The sequence below is a fragment of the Paenibacillus radicis (ex Gao et al. 2016) genome (genome assembly GCF_014641555.1).
GTDB lineage: Bacteria > Bacillota > Bacilli > Paenibacillales > Paenibacillaceae > Pristimantibacillus > Pristimantibacillus radicis.
In genome coordinates, this window is the sequence record NZ_BMHY01000006.1 from 284418 (window position 1) to 300878 (window position 16461).

A 16461-nucleotide genomic window follows, 5' to 3' on the forward strand; every position below is an offset into this window, starting at 1 on the left:
CTTTTTACTGTTGTACGGAAAATAGCCCAAGATATTGCCTATAAAAAAAGGAATGCCCCTCGGGCACTCCTTCTTGTCTATCATCCATTCAAGACAAAATATTGTTGCGGATCGGATCAAAGCCGCCCGTCACATTCATAATATTGCCGGTTAAAAAATCCGATTGCGGGTGACAGAGAAAGCTGATGACACGAGCTACATCCTCGCCCGTACCAGGACGGCCGACCGGCGACTCGCAATCCCGCTCGCCCGCCACCTCCCAGATGGAACGCTCTTTATTCGCTCCCTTGATGTCGCCTGGCCCGACCATATTGACTGTAATGCCATATGGCGCCTCCTCGACAGCGAGCGTTTTCGTGAAAGAGACGAGTCCGGTCTTCGCAGCGGCGTAGACGGCCCTGTGCGGCCATGCCCGGGCTTCACCTGCGTGGCCGAAGCCCAGATGGATCACACGGCCCCAGCCCTTCTGCCGCATTCCTGGGAGCAAGTGATGATCCAGTAGCATAGTACCAAGAAGATTGCCGTTCATCAATCGGATGATCGTCTGCTGATCATAATCGGCAAACAATATCCGTTCGCGGATAAAAGGGCCAGCATTGTTGACTAGAATATCGATGCCGCCATTCCACGCCTCCGCTTCGACAGCAAGCTTTTCCGCTCCCTCTGCGGTTGCAATATCGGCCTGAATGATGGTTGCCCTAACCTTCAGTTCTTCAATTTCCTTCTTCGTCTGCAGCGCCTCATCCTCGCTGTCTACGTAATTCAGTACGATGTGGCAGCCCAGCTCAGCGAGCTGCAGCGCCGTTCGTTTGCCAAGTCCCTTTGCGCTTCCTGTAACCAGTGCCGTCCGGCCATTCAGCACCACGAGTATTCCCCCCTCGCAATTAACCTTGCTTGGTTCGCAGCTTGTCGCAAGCATACTGGAATGTGAGCCGGAGAGACTCCGTAACCAGCTCCAATCCTTGCGCCAGATCCGCCGATTGCGAAGCGATGTTTTCCAATTGCACCTCTTCGCCGTACTCTTTGTGGCTTTGCGCCAGGTCATCCTGCATTTCTGAATTCATATAATGAATTTCTACGTTGCGTCTTTTGCGCAATCGGCCCGTGGACTCCTTGAACTTCTCCTTCACATCATTCAGCTTCCAAGTCAGATTTGGATGCGCATTTTTCTCCCGCATATTACGCAATACCGTAAAGTAAGAAAAATGCGGCTTGATCTTCTCTGTCTTCATCTCCAGGAAATCGTTCAGAAAAATACTCAATTTGTCCATTAAAGAGAACACCCGGATAAACGCGTTTTTGTCAAAATAGACGTAACGGCGGTAATCCAGCAGCTCCTCGGCCGACATATCGCTTACGGTATTGGCTTTAATCCGTCCGCGGAATGCATGAGCCGCATAGCAGCTCTGCTCCAACTCGTTCAGAGAAGCAATTAAGCCTTTGGTCCATATTTCATACGTTCGAAGTTTGTGATCAGTATCTTTGCCTGCCTCCACCCTGCTTTGCAGCATGGAAATGAAGTTTTCCATGAGGTTGATGGCATTTGCCAAAGAGCCCTCGGCTTTCCGTTCAGACTCGCCAAACATGAATCGCAGCATACGGATCAGCACCCTTCTCTATTAGCCATTTCGTTATTTGTTGAAGTATTCCTTCCAGCGATTGTCAACGAGCGAAGAAATATCTTCACGCGGGAACAATTCGTCTGGATATCCCGGCTTCATACGCGCATCAATGACAATCGGCAGCTTGTAGCCAAAGTGGTGACGGCGAACTTCCGCATAGGCGAAAATATCGTCAGCCGGGTTGAAGCGCGTGAATACCGTCCATAGGAACGGAGTCTGTGCATGAGCAATTTCGGCGTCATCAGCCAAAATAATGAGCGGCCATTCTGTACCGCGCTGCGACAGACGCTCCAATAAACGTTCCGCCAGCTTCGGTTCAGCTTCATAAGAAGCACCCGATACAACGAGACATCCGCGGCAATAGACTTGGGCGTTCGTAATTTCTTCAATTGCCCCTTCTTCATAAATAGCAGGCAGCTTGCGAACCGGCTCGCCAACGCCAAGCATAACGGCCTTGGAGCCATGATTCAGCTTGCCGCTCGTATAATCAAGCGTATCATGCGACGTCTCATCAAAGACGAACAGATCGGAATGCGGCTGGAACCGCTCCAGAACCGTCTCCAGCAATACATCGAATTTGGATAGATCGATTGGCTGATCGGTCAGCATCAGGAATTTCGTCAGCGTAAGCTGGCCTTGGCCCAAAATGCTGAACGCCGTCGACAACGCTTCGCGGGAATAGGATTCCCTTACGACAGCAGCTGCAAGCGCATGAACGCCAGCTTCAGCGTATGCCCACAGCTCTTTAACACCCGGCATTACCATATTGAAAGCCGGCGAAAGCAAACGCTGCAAATATTCGCCCAAGTAGTAATCCTCTTGACGCGGCTTGCCGACAATCGTCGCCGGATAGATCGCGTCCTTCCGATGCCATACATGATCAACTTCAAACACCGGAAAATCATGCGTCAACGAATAGTAGCCGAAATGATCGCCAAATGGTCCTTCCGGACGGCGAAGATGAGGCGGCACTTTACCGCTGATGACGAATTCCGCTTCGGACGGAATGCGATGTCCGCCTTGCGGATTTTGCACGACAGGAAGTTTGTCTCCCAGTATCAGCGATGCCATCAACAGCTCCGGCAGATGCTCTGGAAGCGGTGCAATCGCGGAAGCGATCAAAGCGGGAGGACCGCCTAGGAACACAGATACCGGCAGCGCTTCGTTGCGTTGCTCAGCTTCGTAGTAGTGGAAGCCTCCGCCTTTATGTATTTGCCAATGCATGCCCGTTGTTGAATCGTCGAAGATTTGCATCCGGTACATGCCCAAATTATGCTTTTTACGGGCTTGCAAGCTTTCCGTGTAGACGAGCGGAAGCGTAACGAACGGTCCACCGTCTTCCTGCCAGCTCGTCAGCCTAGGCAATCCCGCAAGCGGACGTTCCTTCCGAAGCGTCTGCAGAATCGGTGCATTGGCTGGAGGCGTTTCTTTCATTCCTACCTTCAGCATGTCCCAAATCAAGTTCTTTTCTCCCCAAATCGCCTTCAGTGTTGGAGGCATAATCCGGTCCGTAGCGCCGATAATTTGTTTCATTAGCGCTTCCGGACGAGGGCCAAAAGCCAAATCCACTCTGCGGCTCGTGCCAAAAAGATTGGTCACGACAGGAAAAGAGCTGCCCTTCACATTCGTGAACAGCAGCGCCGGTCCTTCCGATTCGATAACGCGACGATGAATTTCAGCCAACTCCAAATAAGGATCGACCGGTGCATCGATAATGGCCAAATCATTGTCTTTTTTCAATACCTCAATAAATTCACGCAAATTGTTAAAAATCAACCGTTATCCGTCCTCTCCTGCAACCGCCTGGAACGTATCAGCATATCGATTAAAATGCCGAACAAACCGGTAATTATTAAGTTATGAAGCAAGCTTGTAAAAATAAACCAGTTGTCATTCGTAAGTGTAGCTGTCAGCAATGCGCCGCTCAGTACTTGGCAAACGACCAGCAGCACGGTCCAGCCGGCAGGAATCAACAGTCCCGCTTTACCATTCGTCACCCGGCGGATATGCGTATACAGTCCAAGAATCGAAAGACCAAGCAGCATACCGGCAACCCGGTGGATAAAGACGATCGTTGTCGCGCCTTCGAAATCAGGAATAACCTGACCGTTGCAAAGCGGCCAGCCAATACATCCGCCTGCCGATTCGGTATGGCGAATAAATGCCCCCAGATAAACAACTACATAACAAAAGACAGTTACGGCAAGCACTCTTGGAAACACGGACCGCGGAACCGTAAAGACCGCTTGGCGTCCGTTCTTGACTCGATAAGACCATACAACGAGCAAGAGCGTAGCTGCAAATGCAAGCAGCGAGATTCCAAAATGAATGGCCATGATTGGCGGAGATTGCGGCCATAGTACGGCAGCAGCGCCCATTAATGCCTGTACAATTGTGAAAAGCAATGCGCCTCCCGCATAATAAAGCGGCTCCTTGAAGTCGACTTTATTGGAGCGGAACAGCCGGTAAGTGGCGAGGAAGGCGGCCAATACAAGCAAGCCCTCGAAGCCTGTAATCAGACGGTGCGAATACTCAATTAATGATTCCAGCGTATAAGAAGGAATAAATTTGCCGTTACAGAGCGGCCAGTCATCACCACAGCCCCGCCCCGATCCGGTGTTCGTGACTAACGCTCCGGCAAGCAGTACAAGAAGCATTCCGATGCACGATGCGATAGCAAGCGTGCGAAAACGGCCGGTTACCATAATAAAATCACCTTTTTTCGGGTTTTCTTTACACCTCACATTATATCGGTAACAATCGGCAAAAGCCATGTTGAAAATGTGACGATTCACAAGGAGAAGTGAAGATAAGCGTTATTTTTTCTCCTGCGGCATACCCTTATGCTTGTCTCCAGACGATAAAAAAATCCGTGCATCGCTGCACGGATTTGCTTGCATTACGCCTTTGGCAGTGACTCCGCAACTTGTACGGCACGATCGAGAAATTGTTCAATTTCTTCCCGTGTTTTACGCAGCTTGCTTACGAAACGGATAAGCTCCTGCCCGCCGCGGAAAGCGACAAAGCTTGGTATGCCAAGTATGTTCAGCTCGGAGCAAATATCCGGCAGCTCGTCGCGGTCTACCTCGAAGAACGAGATCTTGCCTTTGTACTTCTCCTCCAGGTCGGGCATAAACGGCTCGATGTAATGACAATCCGGACACCAAGTCGTTTTGAATACCGCTACTGTAACCGCGTCGCTTTGGACGGCTTCGCGGAACCCTGTTTCCGTACTTAATTTATTCATAAGCTTGCAACCTCCTTGATGTTAGCCAACTTCACGCTCAAGTACGAATACTTGCCCGTCTCCATAGGATTCCCAGTGGATTTTGGCATTTACCGCTGTAGAGAAGCTGCGGGCCGGCACGTAAAGCGTACCGTTGACTACCGTAGCCGGGAATGGCATTTTAACATTTTTCCCATTTACGTTCAAGATATCGCTGCCTTCTTTAAACGCAAGCGTTGTGTTCGTCGCTTTATCAACTACTTTCACTTGCTTTGTCTTGGAATCATAGCTTACGACTCCGCCCAATTGCTCAGCGACATCGCGAAGTGGAATAATCGTTACATATTGCGGGGTAACGATTGCCGGACGATAATCATAGTCGGAATAGATTTGTACAGATTGATGACCTAACTGCAGCTTGTTTTTAAGCAAATCATAAACGACCGATTTATTGTCGAATAATTGAAGCGTCTCATATGCTTGCAGATCAAACAATTGGTCGCCGGTAATCGCCCCCGCAGGAATAACTACCTCATCTGATTTCACCGTACCGTTAACATTCCATTGCTCGCTCACTGTACGAAGCACGATGCCTTGGATCGGATACAGCAGATCGTCCGAAGGTTTAAAGGTTGCTTCTACAATTTGCTTGCGAATATCCAGCTTGCTGTCGACGAACAATTCCGCCTTCACCGAGCTCTCTTTATTGAAGATTGTATCCAGCGTTTCTTTATCTTCCTTCTCGAATGCTTTCAGTTCCTCTTGCAGGCTAAGGAGCAGACCTGTAATTTCTTTGACCGCTTCCTTAATTGTTTCTGCCTTCGTTGCCGCATCAAGGTTTACATCCTCGAACGGATTCACTTCGCCAAGCGCAGCCCATACGTCCTTATTTTCCGACAGTACCGTAACGATAGTTGTCACGAATGTCTCCAAACCTTGTTTATCAGCAGCAAGCGCATCTACATACGATTTGACCCAAGCCCAGATCGCTTGACCGTCAAGTTCAGCTTTCACATGAACAAGGGAAGTCGATACACCATTAATAGGCTCGTTAACAGTCTCAACAGACAGCTTCTGCGGATTCGGCAAGTTGTTGATCAAGAAATCCCCTGCACTGTCGATCAATTTGTGACCCAGTTCAGTAATCGATGCTTGGACCTCGGCCGAAGGAGCCGCTGCCGCATCAACCGGCAAGCCTGTCAGCTCTGCAAGTCCCGCTTCTGTAAGATCGATTGCAATCGGCGCTTTCGCTCCTTCGATCTCAAGCAGCAGCGCTTTAGGCGACATTTTAACGGAGAAGCCTACACTTGCTTTCTCGCCCAGGATGAGCTTTCCTTTGTAGGAAGCATTCGATGCATCCTGTACTTTAACATCGTCCAGCTGAACTTTCAGTTTCGAGAATAATTGAATAAGTGCCAATTCTTCTTGGGGCAGCCCTTCATAAGCCTCTTCGTTAACGAGCAAATTCAGCTCTAAAGTCTGCTTGCCCTCCATCGAAGTTACCTTCAGCGTGTTCTTCAACACATTGTTCAGATTAACGCCATTCACCGCTTGGCAGCCAGCGGCAATAACAAGAACGAGAGCAAGCATCAGCGCTAGCCCTGTTCTCCATGTAAGAAATCTTTTCAAAATAATAGTCCCCTCTCTCGCACAAAGATAATGATAAAAAAAGAACGAGCATTAAATAATTGTACAATGAGATGAATAGGTTGTAAATGTATGGAAAACGTCGATTTTCCACTATTTTAGTCTTATGCTTGCGCAGATTTAGCAAAAGGCTTCAGCAGCTTCATGAACAGCTTGCGCAGCGGTCCAGGGAATGACTTGGCGTCCTCCATCGTCACAACACGCAATACGATCAGAAGCGCCAGATAAAGCACGACGATAACGATGCCGGCCGCTGCGGCTGACGTTAAATATTCGAGCTTGTCCGGCCAGCTGTGCACTAGCTTGCGCACGCCGATTTCAGTTCCCCAGCCGCCTGCAATGGCGATTAGAATAGTAGCCAGATAGGGCAGCCAGCGGCGGCCTAGAACTGTAATCTTCACTTCACCGCGGATAGAATCCAAATTAAGCCACGTAATCACAATAAAGCAGATGGTCGATGACAGAATGAGTCCGTATACGCCTAGAAGCGGCGCCAGCGCTACGCTAAGCACCAGCTTCAGCCCGATGCCGGCAAATGTATGCTTCATCGGTTGACGCGCCTTACCCAGCCCGAACAGAATCGAATTGCTTGTCATCATCGTAATCTGGAATACAGTGCCGGCCGTCAACGCGGCTACGATGCCGCTGCCGGAAGGTCCGCTGAACAGGAAGCCGGTAACCGAATAGGCTGCAGCCGTCAGCGTTAGGGCAATCGGTATTCCGGTGAACAAAACAATTCGCATAACGAGTGAGGTTTGCCGCTGCACTTCGCCCATATTGCGAAGCGAATAAGCAGACGAGATAACCGGAATAATCGATGTGCTGAGCGCGATTGCCAGAATTGGCGGAATGCCCGCAATCGACTGCGCCTTAAAGCTGAATTCCGTCAGTGCACTCAATGCATCCCTATAATCCTTGTAATACCAGCCCTCCGTCAATCGGATAAGGAGTGAGGTATCAAACATGTAAATGAGTTGAACCGTCATTGCTGTAATGACGACCGGAATGGACATTTTGAAGATCTCCCGGTAGATCGAACGGTAAGGCAGCTTGCTTGCAGCTGCTTTTGCTTCCGCCCGTTCCGCCTCCGACCTTTGAGCAACAGGATCTTTCGCATCCATCCGCTTTAGCTTGCGTGCAAACCAGAGCATAACGAGAAACGCGCCTACGCCGCCCAGCACGTTGCCAAACGTAGCGGAGGCTGCCGCCCAGCGGTCTCCCCATCCCCATGCCAACACGAGAATCGCCAAACCTACCCCAACGATAACTCGTAAAATTTGCTCCACAATTTGCGAGATGCCCCCCGCTGACATGAGTTGTCTGCCCTGGAAGTAGCCTCGCATCATCGCGATCACTGGAAAAATAAGCAGCGTTGGCGCAACAGCGCGAATCGCAAGATCAGCGCCTGGCGTCTTGGCAATATGCACCGCATAGAACGGAGCCACTGCGTAAAGCAGTCCTGTCAAAATAACGCCGGTTACCAGCCCGAATAAAAGTGCGGCCTGATAAATGCGATGCGCCTCTTCCGGGCGCTGCAGCGCGTATCGTTCCGATACGAGCTTGCTGATCGCGCTCGGAATGCCTCCCGTAGCGACGACAAGCAGCGTTAAATAGAGCGTATTGGCAACGGCAAAATGCGCCATTCCCTCCTCCAGCAATATATGCTCCAGAGGAATGCGCTGGAAAATACCAAGAAACCGCGCTACAAGCGCGGCTGCGGCTAATATAAGCGTGCCTTTAATAAGTGAATCTTTTTTCATAGCTGTCCGTCTCTTCTTTCTATATCCGATCTATAAAACCCAGAAAATAAACAATACAATCATCACAGCCTGTAAAATGACTTTAACGACGACGCTTGTAAACAGGCCAACCAGCGAGCCAAATCCGACTTTAAGCGACTGAACGAAATTCGTACCGACAAAGAGCTCCCCGATAACAGCTCCTGCGAAAGGTCCGATAATGAGGCCGAACGCGGGAATGACGAAAGGTCCGATAATAATACCGATCGTACTTCCCACGACGGACGCCCTTGAACCGCCGAATCGTTTGACCCCCCATGCGCTGACCGCATAGTCGGCTATAAATAAGACAACGACAATCAGCGTTTGAAGCGTCCAGAACACCCAGTTGAAGGACGTGAAAGAGAAGAAGAAGCCATAGACGAAAAAGGCACCGTATATCGCGAGTGCTCCCGGCAATATGGGATAGATGGCGCCAGCCATCCCGACAACGAATAAAATAACGACCAGTGACCAGCCTAAAATATCCACTGTCTATCAACTCTCCTACAAGACGTATCGTTTAAGCACTTCTGCAATGCCATGCTCATTGTTCGTCAGTGTGACCACGTCGGCCGCTTCCTTGACGGCATCCTGCGCATTGCCCATAGCGACGCCAAGCCCGGCTTCTCTTATGGCTGCGATGTCATTCAGGCTGTCGCCAACGGCAACAACCTGCGACATGTCAATGCCCATCACCGTGCATAGCTCGCGAATTGCGCTTGCTTTGGTTATGCCTTGCGCATTCATCTCCCAGTTCCACGGCGATGAGTTCGTAATTTCCAGTGCTCCCCATTCGGCTACCTCGTCATAAATGCGCTGACGGACAGGCGCATCCTCCGTATAATAGCCAAACTTCAGCCAATGGTGATCCTCGATTGCTGTTCCTGGTTCAATCCATTTCTCCAAGTTGTATATTTCATCGGTTGTATAAGCCCAAAACCATGTTCCCGTATGCTTCATTGCAAGCTCATGAAGGCGTCTGACATAATCCGGACCAAGCAAGGTGCGCTTATGTAGAACATGAGGGCGGCTCCATACCTCGCTCCCATTCACGGTAATCATCGGCGTCTCCAGCTTTAACTGCTCCGCAAACGGAAGCGCGCTGCGAAATCCTCTGCCCGTCGAGAAGCTAACCGTAATACCGGCATCCAGCGCACGCTGAATCCATTCAGCATTTTCCTTGCTAATCTCGCTTTGTTCATTCAGCAGCGTTCCATCCATATCGAGTGCCACCAGCTTGTAATCTCCCATTTTGCTCCTCCTGTCGTCCATAGCTGTACTACAGCCATTTTAGCATAAACCGGGGAGATTCCAAACGCTTTAGGCTAAACGATATCGCAAAACAATTCTAATTCGCTACGGCCTCAGAGCTTACTGCACCGCCGCTGGCCCCTTCCTGTGCCTCCGGATTGCTTGGCGGCTGTCCGCTGTCGCCTTTGTCCAGCAGCCCTTGACCGACCGTCTGCAGCTTGAGGAGTGTCTCATCCAGCGTTGCCTTGCCTTCCTTAACCTTTTGCAGCTCGGTTTGCGCTGTTCCATTAAATTCCATATAGAAGTTTTGCGGCAGTTTATCATAGTCTTTATACATATTGTTTACGCTTGGCTTCAGCGCATAAAACGCCGCTAAATTACGGTTTTCATCATTGTTCAAATACTTGGTCCGAATCGGGAAACCACCGAAGTTATTCGATTTGGAAGTTACTCTTGCGAAATCGTCGCCTGTAATGTATTTAATAAATGTCCACGCCGCTTCTTTGTTGGCAGCCGCATTGTTGATGGCGAAAATATTGTAAAAATTAATCATGCTGCTGTATTCCGGGTTAGCCGGATCTACGGGAACAGATACTAAATCCCAGTTTTTGATCAGTTTTTCCTGGTCTTTTTCCTTTAAATAATCTTGCGCTTGTTTAAGCTGCTGCATCACATACGATCCGTCGAGCGTCATTGCCGCTCTTCCCGATATGAAAGGATTGCCGAGCAAATAATCCTCATAAGAGCCGCCGTTCATCTGGTTTGCACTTTCGAAGTACAGCGCCTTTGAATTGACCGCGTCGAGCGCCATTTCAAATATGCCTTTCCATGCTGGTGTATTGATGGTCATTTCTTTTTTACCCGCATTAAAGAACGCTAAGTTTTGCGCCCCAGCCAAAGTGGAGGCGATGTCGAACAGGTTGTCGCTGTATCCCATTTTCAACCCGTATATCCGTTCCTTGTCGCTTCCGTCTGTCGGGAACCGTTTGGCTAACTGAATGAGCTCATTAAAGCTCATTTTATCTTTCGGGTAATCGATTCCGAATTTATCAAACAAATCCTTATTATAGTACAAGGCTTGGCTGGAATAGCTGGTAGACAGACCATATAACTTGCCTCCGCCCATTTCCTTCAAGTAATCAACCATGCCTGGGACAAGCCCTTCTGTATCATACTTGTCCTTCTCGATAAAGCCGTCGAGTTCATACAATTTGCCGTCCGTCGCCATTTTCTCATATTGGCTGGTGTCAATCATGAGAATGTCCGGCTGTTCTTTCTCTATGAACTCATTCATCAGCTTCGTATAGTCTTGTTCTTGTCCCTCTTCAGGACGGACTTTAGATGTGCTTATGACTTCGATATTAATATTCGGGAATAAAGCGGTGAACAGCATGCCGTACTGCTGATAGAACGAAGATTCCTCGTAATACATAACCCTTAACGTTTGCTGCTCGTCAGCTTTGCCTTTATCGCCGCCAAAGCTGCAGCCTGACAGTACCGTAAGCACCGCCATTACTAATACAAACTGCTTCATCCACTTCTTCATTTCTTTACAACACTCCCCAAAATTCTTTTATAAATCCAATAAGTCCCAAAGTTAAGACGGTACAAGTATTAAAGAAGTTTCACGTTCGACAAAAAAAGACAAATAAAGACAATATTTTCACTGCTTGTTTCTATTTGAGTCATTATGACAAGGATAAAATTGGACCCTATCCATTAGAGGAAGCAGTGATTGAACGTGATTTCCCAACCCAGCCTATAAAAAAACGGGCCTTTCTCCAATTGGAAAAAGGCCGTTTTTAATGTATACTCTCTTGTTGCTATTGCGTTTCAATAAGCTTGCGCATACGCAGTTTTTTCGCAATGTACCCATGAGATGGCGAGAATAAAAAGGCGAGGATGAACAGCAGTCCAGCGGCGCATACAATACAGCCCGCAATTGAGGCGTCGAGCACGACAGCCGCACCGTATCCCAGAAAAGTGCTGGCAATGCCCATTAGTGCACTAAGCACAATCATGCGGCCTAACCGGTCGGTAAGCAAATATGCGGTCGCCGCCGGTATAATAAGCAAACCAACGACGAGAATCGCGCCGACACTCTCGAATGAACTGACGGTCGCCATGGACACGAGACCCATCAGCAAGTAGTGAAAGAGCGCGACCGGTATGCCGCAAGCAGCAGCAAGCGCCGGATCGAAAGCACAAAGCTTGAATTGCTTGTAGAACAAGCCGATAACCGCCACGATAACAACTAATGTTACACCTAGCAGCCATACCGCCTTCGGCCCCAAATCGACGCCGTTTACTTCCCAGACGTTCCAATGGACATAGGCAATTTCCCCGTAAAGAATAGCATCCTGATCCAGATGCACTTGACGGGCGAATAAGCTGACGAGCAGGACCCCCAGAGCGAACAAAGCTGTGAAAACAACGCCGATAGATGCATCGGATTGAATGCCGCTTTGCTGAAACGTCTGAATGAGAAAGACGGCAAGCAAGCCGCAGATCATCGCTGCGAACAGCATGAGCATTGAATCACGCGAGCCGCTGAGCAGAAACGCGATCACGATACCGGGCATAACCGAGTGACTGATCGCATCGCCGATCATCGCCATTTTACGGAGAACGAGAAACGCGCCTAGAATGCCACAGCAGCTTGCAACCAGCGATCCCGTCAGCAAAATCCAAAAAACAGTCATAACGCCGCCCCTTTCTCCGTCTCAGCCGCCGCAACTCTCGCCTTCGCATGAAGTTGCGATTGATCCAGTTCCAGCTTCCGCTTCACTCGCAAACGGATAAACTGCTTAGCGAGCAATCCTTTTTGCGGGCCAAATAAAATCGATAAGAAAAACAACGCAGTAGCCGCCAGCACCGTCAGCGGTCCCGTCGGAAGATTGGCAGCAGTTGAGCTGATCAATGTGCCTGCCGCTCCGCTAATAGCTCCGAACAAGCCCGACAACACGACCATAGCGCCAAGCCGATGTGTCCAATATCTGGCCGACACGGCCGGGGTAATTAATAGAGCCGCCACGAGTACGACACCTACCGCTTGAATGCCGACCACTACTGCGACCACCATAAGCAGCATCAAGAGCTGTTCCAGAAAAGCAACGGGATAACCGATGCCGCGAGCAAAGCCCGGATCGAAGGAAATAAGCTTGAACTGCTTGAAGAGCAAGAAGCAAACTGCAATGAGAATAACGCTCACTATCGACATTGTAAGCACATCAGAGCCAATCATCGCCGCCGCTTGCCCGAATAAAAATTTGTCCAAGCCCGCCTGATTACCGTAGCTTCCATGTTGGATGATCGTCAGCAATACGATGCCTAATCCGAAAAAACCGGAGAGTACGATACCCATCGCCGCATCATGTTTAATACGGGAATGACGAGTGACGAAGCCGATGCCAAAGGTTGCAATAATACCGGCTGCAGCAGCTCCGATCAGAAAGAGCAGCAGCGATTTCGTCCCTGTCAGCATGAACGCGATACAGATTCCGGGCAGCGCCGCGTGGGCAAGCGTATCCCCCATTAAGCTTTGTTTTCTTAAGTATGAGAAACAACCGATAATGCCGCTGCTTAAGCCAAGCAAGGTACAGCTGATAAAGATCCATTGCATGTTCGGATCATTCAGAAGGGTCCATAAGCTTTGCATACCGGGTCACCCTTTCGTAGCAAGCATATCAGAATGATTGCGGCTGCGATCGAGAAAAGCGAGTCTGCCGCCATAAGTCTGCTGCAGCAGCTCCTGCGTAAACACTTCGTCCGTCGGCCCGTATGCCTGAAGCTCTACATTTAATAGCAGCACGGAGTCAAAATACTCTTGAACTGTTGCAAGATCATGGTGAACAACAATAACCGTTTTCCCTTGCCGTTTCAGCTCCTGCAGCAGCGTAATGATCGCTTTCTCCGTTGCGGCGTCGACACCGGCAAACGGCTCATCCATGAAATAAAGGCTGGCGTCCTGAGCAAGCGCTCTGGCAAGAAAAACACGCTGCTGCTGTCCGCCGGACAGCTGGCTAATTTGTCTGCCTGCGAAATCCGCCATGCCGACCTTAGCCAGACTTTCCAGCGCAATCGCCCGCTCCTTAGCCCCCGGCCGGCCAAACCAGCCAAGATGACCATAACGTCCCATCGTCACGACATCCAGCGCATTTGTAGGAAAATCCCAATCGACCGATTCACGCTGCGGCACGTATCCTACCAGCTTGCGTTGTTGTTTGTAAGGCTTGCCGTAGACGAGCACCTCGCCGCTTAATCTTGGAATGAGGCCAAGCGCCGCTTTCATCATCGTCGATTTGCCTGCGCCATTCGGGCCGATTACCCCAACAAGCTCACCTTCTTCTACAGAAAAAGATACGTTGCGGAGTACCGGTTTTTTCTGATAAGCCGCGCTTAATCCTTGAATCGTGAGCGGAGCTTTGGCTTCTATACTACGTTGTTTCAGTTCCATTCCGATCATCTCCCTCTTTACTTCAGAGCGTTAACGATGGTATCCACGTTATGCTTCACCATACCGATATAAGTTCCTTCTACCGTGCCTTCGTCCCCCATGGCATCGGAGTATAGCTCCCCGCCAATGACGACCTCATGGCCCAGTTTTTTAGCACCTTCGATAACCGACTCAATCGATTTACGTGGAACACTCGATTCGATGAACACCGCTTTAATTTGTTTTTCCACTAGAAAATCACGCAGCTCGCTCACGTCCTTGGAGCCGTACTCTGACATCGTATTCATCCCTTGAAGCCCTGTTACCTCCACGCCGTATTCGTCTCCAAAGTAGCCGAATGCATCATGCGCCGTAACGAGAATCCGGCTCGCCTCCGGCAGCTTCGCAACCTGGTCGCGAACATACTGGTCAAGCTCCTCCAGCTTTGCCAAGTAAACGGCTGCTCTTTCTGTGTAGCCTTCCGAATGGGCGGGGTCCTTCTCAGACAGTGTATCGCGAACGACCTCTGTCGCAGACATCCATAGCTTCACATTAAACCAGATATGCGGGTCATGTGAGCCGCTGCCGCCTTGCGGATTAGCGCGAAGCTGCTCCTCTTTCAAATTGGAGGAAACGGCAACCGTCGGCTTCGTCTTCTCCAGCTTTTCGAACATTTCTGCCATCTTGCCTTCCAGATGCAATCCGTTATAGAAAATGAGGTCTGCTTTATCCAGCTTTTCAATATCTCCGTGTGACGCCTTATACAGATGGGGATCGATTCCCGATCCCATGAGTCCGGTGACAGCAACCTCGTCGCCGCCAACTTCTCTAACGATGTCTGCGATCATTCCGATCGTCGTTGTTACCTTTAACTTCCCTTCATTTTCCACAGCCGATTGCTTCTCTTCTGCTTTTCCCCCACAGGCTGTCGTCAGCATAACGAACACCGTCAAAAACAAAATCGTCATAATAAATCGCCGAAAGGCGGAGTTCACACGTACTGGCTTTTTATTCATAAAAACTCTCCCTCTCCCAAATATTTTGCATGGACGAACATTAGTTTACTTAGAGACTCTTTGTTTATATTATACAAAAAAGTTTCTCTGATGCAACATTTTTCGTGAAAATAGGCTGGATTTTTTTGAAAAGTGTGCTCCCTATAGGTGTAGATGATCATTTAAAGCTCAATGGGGATAGCAAAAAAAAGTGCTAGTAAGGAGGATCGCTCCCCTCACTAACACCCTTAAGTAATGATATTCGAATATGCAGAAATCCAATATCGGGAAGTGATTGTGAACTATAATAACGGAAAGATGGAGTTGAGGTTGTCCTGTATGGAGCACGCTTCCACACTACCACTGATACTTTTCCAACGTATGGCGCATCAGCTCATATTGAAGTACCTTGCCTTCTTTGCCAGCTTTGCTCACCGTAACTGCCGGCCGAAAATATCCCTGATCGCATAATGCCTGCAGTTGCCGAATGGTTGTCCGATGATTGAGCGATAAATGACGGCTGGCATCGAGCGGGCGGAGCCATCCCCCTTGTTTGCAAGCAAGCCGAATGATTTCTTTTTGGATCAAATCGTCCAGCTTAATCGGTGATTCCAATGTCTGATAGCGGCTCAGCAGCAATCTTAGCAATGTTGCACATATTTCTGCTCGGCCCGCAACGTCATCGTAGGAGAAGGCAATCACATTGTAGCCAAGCCCTTGAAAAAACACTTCACGATTCAATTCCTCGGCATACTTCCTCCTGTCCGTCTCCGCTACATGAGGGCCAAAACCTTTAACTTCGATTGCCAGCTTGATATGGCCGGACACCCATACAAAGTCTGCGAAGTACGATTTCCCTCTCCAGTCGATAATCTCATACTCGGGATGCAATTTCTCCAAATTCCCAACGACCGGCCACCATACTTGCCGTAAAAAAAGCTGCTCCGCATGCTGATGGCCACGCTCCAGCCGCCCTTTCCGCTCACCGCTTCGACCATCCAAATGACTACGTATCCATTCTGCATAGGCTTCCTCAAAATTTACCGACATCTGCTTCCCCTCCAACATTTTCAAAATAAAAAAACGTCCCCATTCATCCGTGGATGAAAAGGGACGTTCTTCGTCCTAGTTTGCCTATTTTGCTTAACTACCTGCATTATCTCATTTCCACACAGGCTCTACAACCTATATTTTCTAATACATCTGAACTTTTCATGCAGTTAGTCCTCCAACACCCCTTGGGAGTTAAACAAAATGCAAATGTGCATTTTGTTTGCCGTTATTCCGGCGATTTATCGCGTCAAAATGCAATAGTGCAGGTTGATACGTCAAAAAAGCCTCATTTGAGTCGAAATGACCGATTTCAAATGTATTTTTGCATTTTGAAGAGGATTTTGGACCATTTCAGGCCAAACAAAATGTACTTTCGGTTAGGCCCCCGTAATCCGGAGTTTTACCCTACAAATAACAGGTGCTTGAAGAAAAGCTCATTATTTCATGCTGT

15 protein-coding genes are annotated in these 16461 nt (G+C 49.2%); all 15 read right to left on the reverse strand.

The annotated features are described in order from the left end of the window. Positions 1–88: 88 nt before the first annotated feature. The 15 genes from IEX98_RS17630 to IEX98_RS17700 all read right to left on the reverse strand — a co-directional run bounded on the left by IEX98_RS17630 (position 89) and on the right by IEX98_RS17700 (position 16007). Positions 89–859 (reverse strand): SDR family oxidoreductase, encoded by a 771-nt coding sequence (locus tag IEX98_RS17630; protein WP_188890551.1) that lies wholly within the window; start codon positions 857–859, stop codon positions 89–91. Positions 860–884: 25 nt separating this feature from the next. Further along, entirely contained in the window at positions 885–1598 is a 714-nt protein-coding gene (locus tag IEX98_RS17635) for a Cthe_2314 family HEPN domain-containing protein (RefSeq protein ID WP_188890518.1), read from the reverse strand. 33 nt (positions 1599–1631) lie between these two features. Further along, positions 1632–3398, reverse strand: coding sequence for a UbiD family decarboxylase (locus tag IEX98_RS17640; protein WP_188890519.1), 1767 nt, complete (start codon positions 3396–3398; stop codon positions 1632–1634). After that, positions 3395–4327 carry a COX15/CtaA family protein gene (locus IEX98_RS17645; RefSeq protein ID WP_188890520.1) on the reverse strand — a complete coding sequence of 311 codons (933 nt, stop codon included), beginning with the start codon at positions 4325–4327 and terminating at the stop codon, positions 3395–3397. Before IEX98_RS17645 ends, IEX98_RS17640 begins: the two co-directional genes overlap by 4 nt. A 194-nt stretch (positions 4328–4521) precedes the next feature. After that, complete coding sequence (locus IEX98_RS17650) at positions 4522–4869, reverse strand: thioredoxin family protein (RefSeq protein WP_188890521.1); 348 nt, start codon at positions 4867–4869, stop codon at positions 4522–4524. A gap of 21 nt (positions 4870–4890) precedes the next feature. Beyond that, positions 4891–6477, reverse strand: a complete 1587-nt coding sequence (locus tag IEX98_RS17655) for a copper amine oxidase N-terminal domain-containing protein (RefSeq protein ID WP_188890522.1) — start codon at positions 6475–6477, stop codon at positions 4891–4893. Positions 6478–6599: 122 nt separating this feature from the next. Continuing rightward, positions 6600–8255 carry a putative polysaccharide biosynthesis protein gene (locus tag IEX98_RS17660; RefSeq protein ID WP_188890523.1) on the reverse strand — a complete coding sequence of 552 codons (1656 nt, stop codon included), beginning with the start codon at positions 8253–8255 and terminating at the stop codon, positions 6600–6602. 30 nt (positions 8256–8285) lie between these two features. After that, on the reverse strand, positions 8286–8765 hold the full coding sequence (locus IEX98_RS17665) for a DUF456 domain-containing protein (protein ID WP_188890524.1): 480 nt from the start codon (positions 8763–8765) through the stop codon (positions 8286–8288). Between the two features lie 15 nt (positions 8766–8780). Further along, a complete protein-coding gene (locus IEX98_RS17670) occupies positions 8781–9527 on the reverse strand; it encodes a Cof-type HAD-IIB family hydrolase (RefSeq protein ID WP_188890525.1) in 747 nt (248 codons plus the stop codon). A gap of 97 nt (positions 9528–9624) precedes the next feature. Next, complete coding sequence (locus IEX98_RS17675; protein ID WP_188890526.1) at positions 9625–11073, reverse strand: ABC transporter substrate-binding protein; 1449 nt, start codon at positions 11071–11073, stop codon at positions 9625–9627. 277 nt (positions 11074–11350) lie between these two features. Further along, complete coding sequence (locus IEX98_RS17680; protein ID WP_188890527.1) at positions 11351–12229, reverse strand: metal ABC transporter permease; 879 nt, start codon at positions 12227–12229, stop codon at positions 11351–11353. Then, positions 12226–13185: a metal ABC transporter permease gene (locus tag IEX98_RS17685; protein WP_188890528.1), complete on the reverse strand. Its 960-nt coding sequence runs from the start codon at positions 13183–13185 to the stop codon at positions 12226–12228. Before IEX98_RS17685 ends, IEX98_RS17680 begins: the two co-directional genes overlap by 4 nt. A 6-nt stretch (positions 13186–13191) precedes the next feature. Continuing rightward, complete coding sequence (locus tag IEX98_RS17690) at positions 13192–13983, reverse strand: metal ABC transporter ATP-binding protein (RefSeq protein ID WP_188890529.1); 792 nt, start codon at positions 13981–13983, stop codon at positions 13192–13194. 17 nt (positions 13984–14000) lie between these two features. Next, positions 14001–14978, reverse strand: a complete 978-nt coding sequence (locus IEX98_RS17695; RefSeq protein WP_188890530.1) for a metal ABC transporter solute-binding protein, Zn/Mn family — start codon at positions 14976–14978, stop codon at positions 14001–14003. A 336-nt stretch (positions 14979–15314) separates the two neighbouring features. Beyond that, complete coding sequence (locus IEX98_RS17700; protein WP_229692243.1) at positions 15315–16007, reverse strand: hypothetical protein; 693 nt, start codon at positions 16005–16007, stop codon at positions 15315–15317. Between the last annotated feature and the right edge of the window lie 454 nt (positions 16008–16461).